This window comes from Caulobacter sp. P1_B12_2, assembly GCF_056406675.1.
Map to the genome: position 1 here is coordinate 1 of NZ_JBFTZS010000301.1, position 5,731 is coordinate 5,731.

The window sequence follows — 5,731 nt, forward strand, 5'->3', positions numbered from 1 at the left end:
GCCCTTGACTGACCTGTCTAGACCGGCACGCTGCTGCCTACGAGAGATGTAAGGCAGATCCTGATCTTCAGATCGATCTTGCCTCTAGGCGAAGTTGAGATCGTCTGATCTCGGCAAACCCTGGCCGCTAGGAAGCTCTAGCGCTTTCACTGAAGCAGGCCCTTTCAACACTCACCAAAAGCGTGTTTCGTTAAAAGCGTCACCTTAGTGGCTTCCCCAAATGCATGTACATGGCGACGTTAAGCGCCGTGGCTCCTGAGAAAGATTAGAATGGTCAAGGTCGACGAAGGGCATTTTGTTCGGGCCGCTCTCGAGATCGGTGCCAGCGGTGACAACGACACGCTTCCGTATGATCTCGACGCCGCCTTCATTAAGGACATGGCTGCCGATCTTGCAGGAATCTGTCTCGCGCTATTCAGGGGTATCGAGACGGGCAGCTTGGGGAAGGCTGCGGTCTTCATGAACGGACTTACGATCGGCGCGGAGCGGCTGCTTGTGCCATCCGGATCTCATGGTTTCCGTATTACCACAAAGATACACCCATTCTGGAATCTCTACCTGAATGGCCTGGGGCTAGCGATCGCTGAAGCGAACGAGACTCAGCGGAGCGTTCGCGCTCACTCATACCGGCTTGCTGCACAGGGGCCGGGCTTTTTCGATCGAGCGAGGTCCTGGCGAGCCTACAAGGCTGCGACGTTGAGCGAACCGGGTCTTGAAGAGGACCGGGCGGTTGTCATCCAAACTGACGTCTCAAGCTTCTACGAGCATATTTACCATCATAGGCTCGAGAACGTCATCAAGGACCTGTCACCGGGCTCAACCCTTGCGACGCAAATCGATCGTATCTTGAGCAAGCTCGCAGCGGGCCGATCTTACGGACTTCCCGTTGGCGGCCAATGTGCGCGCATCCTCGCGGAAGTGATGATGACGCCGATCGATCGTTCGCTGACCGATGCCGGGCTCGTCTGGCATCGCTATGTCGATGACTATACGTTGATCTGCCGTTCGCAACAGGACGCCTATATGGCGCTCTCGACGCTGTCGCACACTCTGGCGGACTACGGGTTGTCGCTAAATCGCACCAAGACAACCATCTTGAGTTCGAAGCACTATCGGGATTTTATTGCATCACAGCTGGGTGATGGTGAGGATTCAAGTCTTGCATTGCGAGAGCTTGATCTTCATTTCGACCCTTATTCAGACCATGCGAGCACGGAATATGAAAAACTGAAACAATCTTTCGAAAGGATTGATATTTCTTTTTTACTTGATCTTGAGCGTGAAAAATCTCAGCCCGACGCTTTTGTTATTGCGCAGATTAGTCGTGCGCTGAAATTCCAAGAACCGGCTGTAGCCGTGCAGTTATGCGCAACGCTTTTGAATCCTAATAATTTAGACTCTTTTCGCGCCTCTTGGTCAAAAATAATGCGAGGCGTTTATGCAGTTCGCTCTAACGATGCTTTTGAACCAATATTCTCATCTATTGATGAATTGCTCGACGGGCTGCCGAATAGCGCGGCTCATCTGCTTGTTCCTGAAGCCAACCTGCTACACTTTCTGAGGGCGCTCCGTTTTGTCAGGACCGACAGCCGCGGCTCGTTCGTCCGGCGAACTTACGATACGTCTACTTCCTTCTCCGTCCGACGCGCCTGCATCGATTGTTGGAAGCACTGGGCCGATAGAGCGGCTTTCACTCGCCTGCGGAATCAATGGCCAAACCTACCGGCAGACGAGCAGCGGATGCTTTGGCTTGCAGCCGGCGTATTTGGCGATGAAGGCCGGAAGACAAGGGAGCAGTTGCGAGGCTCACTGTCGCAAGCTTGGCGACTTGGCATTGAAAGCAGCGGACAGGGAAGCTTTGCGGCTTCCTATGAAGGCTGGGCTACCAATGGCGTTTAATCGGCTACCGGCTCGGGACCCAAGAACCGTTGCGCGCGACATTCCTGGTGTTCTGGATGTTCTGTTTCCGCGCCTGACCGGGGGGCTGGTCAACGCGTTGAATGCAAAGATGTTTTCATTTCCTAGCATCAGTCCAATACCAAATGCGCTGATTCAGGAAAGTCCCCTGCAAAAGGCGATGCTGTTTGAGCTCTCGATGGCGCGAGCCGAAAGTCGGCTGAAAGGGGGAGAGCTTGCATCGTGGGAGGCCTGCCTGGCGATTGCTTCTCAACGGCAGCAACGCCATTTCGATGCGCGCATCCCTGAGCGACTTGAGCCCGGCGATATGCTTGTTGCAGATCTTGCCGCCCAAAATCTTGTGGCTATGCTTGATAGCGTCCGGACACAAAGACCTTCGTCGGTCCTTGAGCATTCACCTCTGATACCGGGCTTGGGCTGGGTGGCGTCTGGCCACGGAGATTTCGCGATTGGCTCGACCCTCATTGAGGTCAAGCATACCGAGCGTAATTTTGGAGCGGGCGATTTCCGCCAAGTCTTGATGTACTGGCTCCTGCGTTATGCGCGAGCTGTCGAAAACGATGGCGACACATGGTCGGATGTCCTGCTGCTGAATCCGAGACGCAACGCGGGACTTCTCATAAATTTCGATCAACTCCTTCGATCCGCTTCGGCTTCATCCAACCGCGTTGAACTAGTCGAATTGCTTCGGTCTGCTGTTGGACAGGAGTTTGACCGCCGTTGACAAACTAGGCTGTTAGCCCGTAGCGCGCTCTGGACTTAGTTGAATTACAACCGCCCCTTCCGAAACGCCTCCGCCTGCTCCGCCCTCAACTCCTTGCGAACGCGGCCAGGCATCGCCTTGTCCACCGCCTCGCCTGGGGCCGTCAGGGCTTCGTTGGCGAACTCCAGGTCCATCAGCTTCATGCGCTTGATCTCGTCGCGCAGGCGGGCGGCGGTTTCGAACTCCAGGTTGGCGGCGGCCTCGCGCATGCGGGCTTCCAGGTCCTTGAGCGCGGCCTTGAAGTTGTCGCCGCTGAACGGCTTGGCGTCCTTGCCCTCGCCGATCCCGCCGATCGGCACCAGCACGCGGTCGCCGCGCTCGTAGGGGCTGTTGAGGATGTCCTTGATGTCGCGCTTGACGCTCTCGGGCGTGATGCCGTGCTCGAGATTGTAGGCGTGCTGCTTCTCGCGGCGGCGGGAGGTCTCGCCCATGGCCCGCTCCATGCTGCCGGTGATCCGGTCGGCGTAAAGGATGACCTTGCCGTCGATGTTCCGCGCCGCGCGGCCGATGGTCTGGATCAGGGAGGTCTCCGAGCGCAGGAAGCCTTCCTTGTCGGCGTCGAGGATGGCGACCAGGCCGCATTCGGGGATGTCGAGGCCCTCGCGCAGCAGGTTGATGCCCACGAGCACGTCGAACTGGCCCAGGCGCAGGTCGCGGATGATCTCGATCCGCTCCATGGTGTCGACGTCGCTGTGCATGTAGCGCACGGCGATGCCCTGCTCGTTCAGATATTCGGTCAGGTCCTCGGCCATCTTCTTGGTCAGGACGGTGACCAGGGTGCGGTAGCCCTTGGCCTTGGTCTGGCGGATCTCGTCGACCACGTCGTCGACCTGGCTGGCGCCGTCCTTGGAGACCGGACGGACCTCGACCGGCGGGTCGATCAGGCCGGTGGGGCGGATCACCTGCTCGGCGAACACGCCGCCGGCCCGCTCCAGCTCCCACTTGGCCGGGGTGGCGCTGACGTGCACCGACTGCGGCCGCATGGCGTCCCACTCCTCGAACTTGAGCGGGCGGTTGTCCAGGGCGGAGGGCAGGCGGAAGCCGTATTCGGCCAGGGTCCATTTGCGGCTGCGGTCGCCCTTGTACATGGCGCCGATCTGCGGAACCGTCTGGTGGCTCTCGTCGGTGAACAGCAGGGCGTTGTCGGGGATGTATTCGAAGAAGGTCGGCGGCGGCTCGCCCGGCTGGCGGCCCGACAGGTAGCGGCTGTAGTTCTCGATGCCGGCGCAGGAGCCGGTGGTCTCGATCATCTCCAGGTCGAAATTGGTCCGCTGCTCCAGGCGCTGGGCCTCCAGCAGCTTGCCGTTCTCGATCATCCAGGCCAGGCGCTCCTTGAGCTCGGCGCGGATGCTGATGATCGCCTGGCGCAGGGTGGGGCGCGGGGTGACGTGGTGGCTGTTGGCGTAGACCTTGATGTTCTCCAGGTCGCCGGTCTTCTTGCCGGTCAGCGGGTCGAACTCGCTGATCGCCTCGACCTCGTCGCCGAACAGGGAGATGCGCCAGGCGCGGTCCTCGTAGTGGGCGGGGAAGATCTCGATGGTGTCGCCGCGGCGGCGGAACGTGCCGCGCTCGAAGGCGGCGTCGTTGCGCTTGTACTGCTGGGCGACCAGGTCGGCCATCATCTGCTTTTCGTTGATGGTCTGGCCGACCTCCAGCGTGAAGGTCATGGCCGTATAGGTCTCGACCGAGCCGATGCCGTAGATGCAGCTGACCGAGGCGACCACGATCACGTCGTCGCGCTCCAGGATCGCCCGGGTCGCCGAGTGGCGCATGCGGTCGATCTGCTCGTTAATCGAGGAGTCCTTCTCGATGTAGGTGTCGGTGCGCGGGACGTAGGCTTCGGGCTGGTAGTAGTCGTAGTAGCTGACGAAATACTCGACCGCGTTGTCGGGGAAGAAGCTCTTCATCTCGCTGTAGAGCTGGGCGGCTAGGGTCTTGTTGGGCGCCAGGATCAGGGCCGGGCGCTGGGTGGCCTCGATGACCTTGGCCATGGTGAAGGTCTTGCCCGAGCCGGTGACGCCCAGCAGGACCTGGTCGTTCTCCTTGCCTTCCAGACCGGCCACCAGTTCGGCGATGGCGGTCGGCTGGTCGCCGGCCGGCTCGTAGTCGCTGACCAGCTTGAACCTGCGGCCGCCCTCGGACTTCTCCGGCCGCGCGGGGCGGTGCGGAGTCCAGAGCATGGGCATCGACCCGTCGAGCTCGCCCTCGAGGGTGGTGTCATGGATGAACTTCGCGGAGACGTCGGAGACGCCGCCGGCTTCGGTCGTGGAGGATCGGGCCATGGCGAGAAGGTAGGTCCGCGGGGCCGGGAACGCCAGAGGGCCTGCTGACAGGGCGTGTCAGCAACTGGCGGCAGGTGGCGGCATTGCCTTTCATGGTCAAGGTTGCGATCCTGCCCGGGACAATCCCAGGGGTGGGGCACGGGGGACGGCTATGATCCACATGAAGCGCGGGGCGGGCCGGATGGTTCGCGGCCTGGGGCTGGCCGTTCTGGCGACGATGGCGGCGGGCGCGGCCTGCGCCCAGGCCTCCGACATGCGGCTGCTGCGCGACCCGGTCTATGGCGAGCTGCGCGACGTGCTGGGCGCGACCCTGCCGGTCGCCACGCCCAGTCCCAAATGCCCCAAGGCCCTGCTGCTGCCGGACGGCGCCTGCCTCGACCAGGTGCTGGCCGGGATGAAGGCGCGGGGCGCGACGGCCGGGCGGGTGCTCACCGCGCCCATGGCGGGCATCGGGGCGGGGGCGGTGATCTCCGGTCCGATCGGCCAGGCCTATCGACTGTATGACGTGACCCTGTCCGGCGGCGGGCCGGTGGTCACGCCGGTGACCCTGCCGAGCTCGTCGGTGCGGGTCCCGCGCGTCTGCTACGACATCGGCCGGGGCGTCGACTACCGGCTCGACATGCGCGACGGCCAGCTGGTGGCGCGGGAGGTCCAGGGCGTCAGCTGCGGCGGGCCGGTCCCGCCGATCGGCTACGGCGGACCGCGCCGGCCGCCGATCGGGGCGGGCGAGCCGGGCGAGCGCTGGCCGGCCACCGGCGTGGTGGAGGTC

3 protein-coding genes and 1 pseudogene are annotated in these 5,731 nt (G+C 62.0%); 3 read left to right on the plus strand and 1 reads right to left on the minus strand.

The window, feature by feature from the left end; genetic code table 11:
- Window positions 1-270: 270 nt before the first annotated feature.
- Both AC1DZ6_RS17370 and AC1DZ6_RS17375 read left to right on the plus strand, forming a co-directional pair.
- Window positions 271-1,899 (plus strand): RNA-directed DNA polymerase, encoded by a 1,629-nt coding sequence (locus tag AC1DZ6_RS17370; RefSeq protein WP_477098395.1) that lies wholly within the window; start codon window positions 271-273, stop codon window positions 1,897-1,899.
- A complete protein-coding gene (locus AC1DZ6_RS17375; protein ID WP_477098396.1) occupies window positions 1,889-2,641 on the plus strand; it encodes a hypothetical protein in 753 nt (250 codons plus the stop codon). The genes AC1DZ6_RS17370 and AC1DZ6_RS17375 overlap by 11 nt, the downstream gene beginning before the upstream one ends.
- A 44-nt stretch (window positions 2,642-2,685) precedes the next feature.
- Here the strand turns inward: AC1DZ6_RS17375 and uvrB are convergent, their stop codons facing one another.
- On the minus strand, window positions 2,686-4,962 hold the full coding sequence (gene uvrB, locus AC1DZ6_RS17380) for an excinuclease ABC subunit UvrB (RefSeq protein WP_477098397.1): 2,277 nt from the start codon (window positions 4,960-4,962) through the stop codon (window positions 2,686-2,688).
- A gap of 151 nt (window positions 4,963-5,113) precedes the next feature.
- Between uvrB and AC1DZ6_RS17385 the strand changes: the two are divergent.
- Window positions 5,114-5,731, plus strand: a pseudogene (locus tag AC1DZ6_RS17385) (hypothetical protein); the annotation flags it as partial.

What these genes read in the sequence shown, in the direction of transcription:
- AC1DZ6_RS17370 (WP_477098395.1), top strand. Translation starts at nt 271, where the DNA reads ATGGTCAAGGTCGACGAAGGGCATTTTGTTCGGGCCGCTCTCGAGATC.
- AC1DZ6_RS17375 (WP_477098396.1), top strand. Translation starts at nt 1,889, where the DNA reads ATGGCGTTTAATCGGCTACCGGCTCGGGACCCAAGAACCGTTGCGCGC.
- uvrB (WP_477098397.1), bottom strand. Translation starts at nt 4,962, where the DNA reads ATGGCCCGATCCTCCACGACCGAAGCCGGCGGCGTCTCCGACGTCTCC.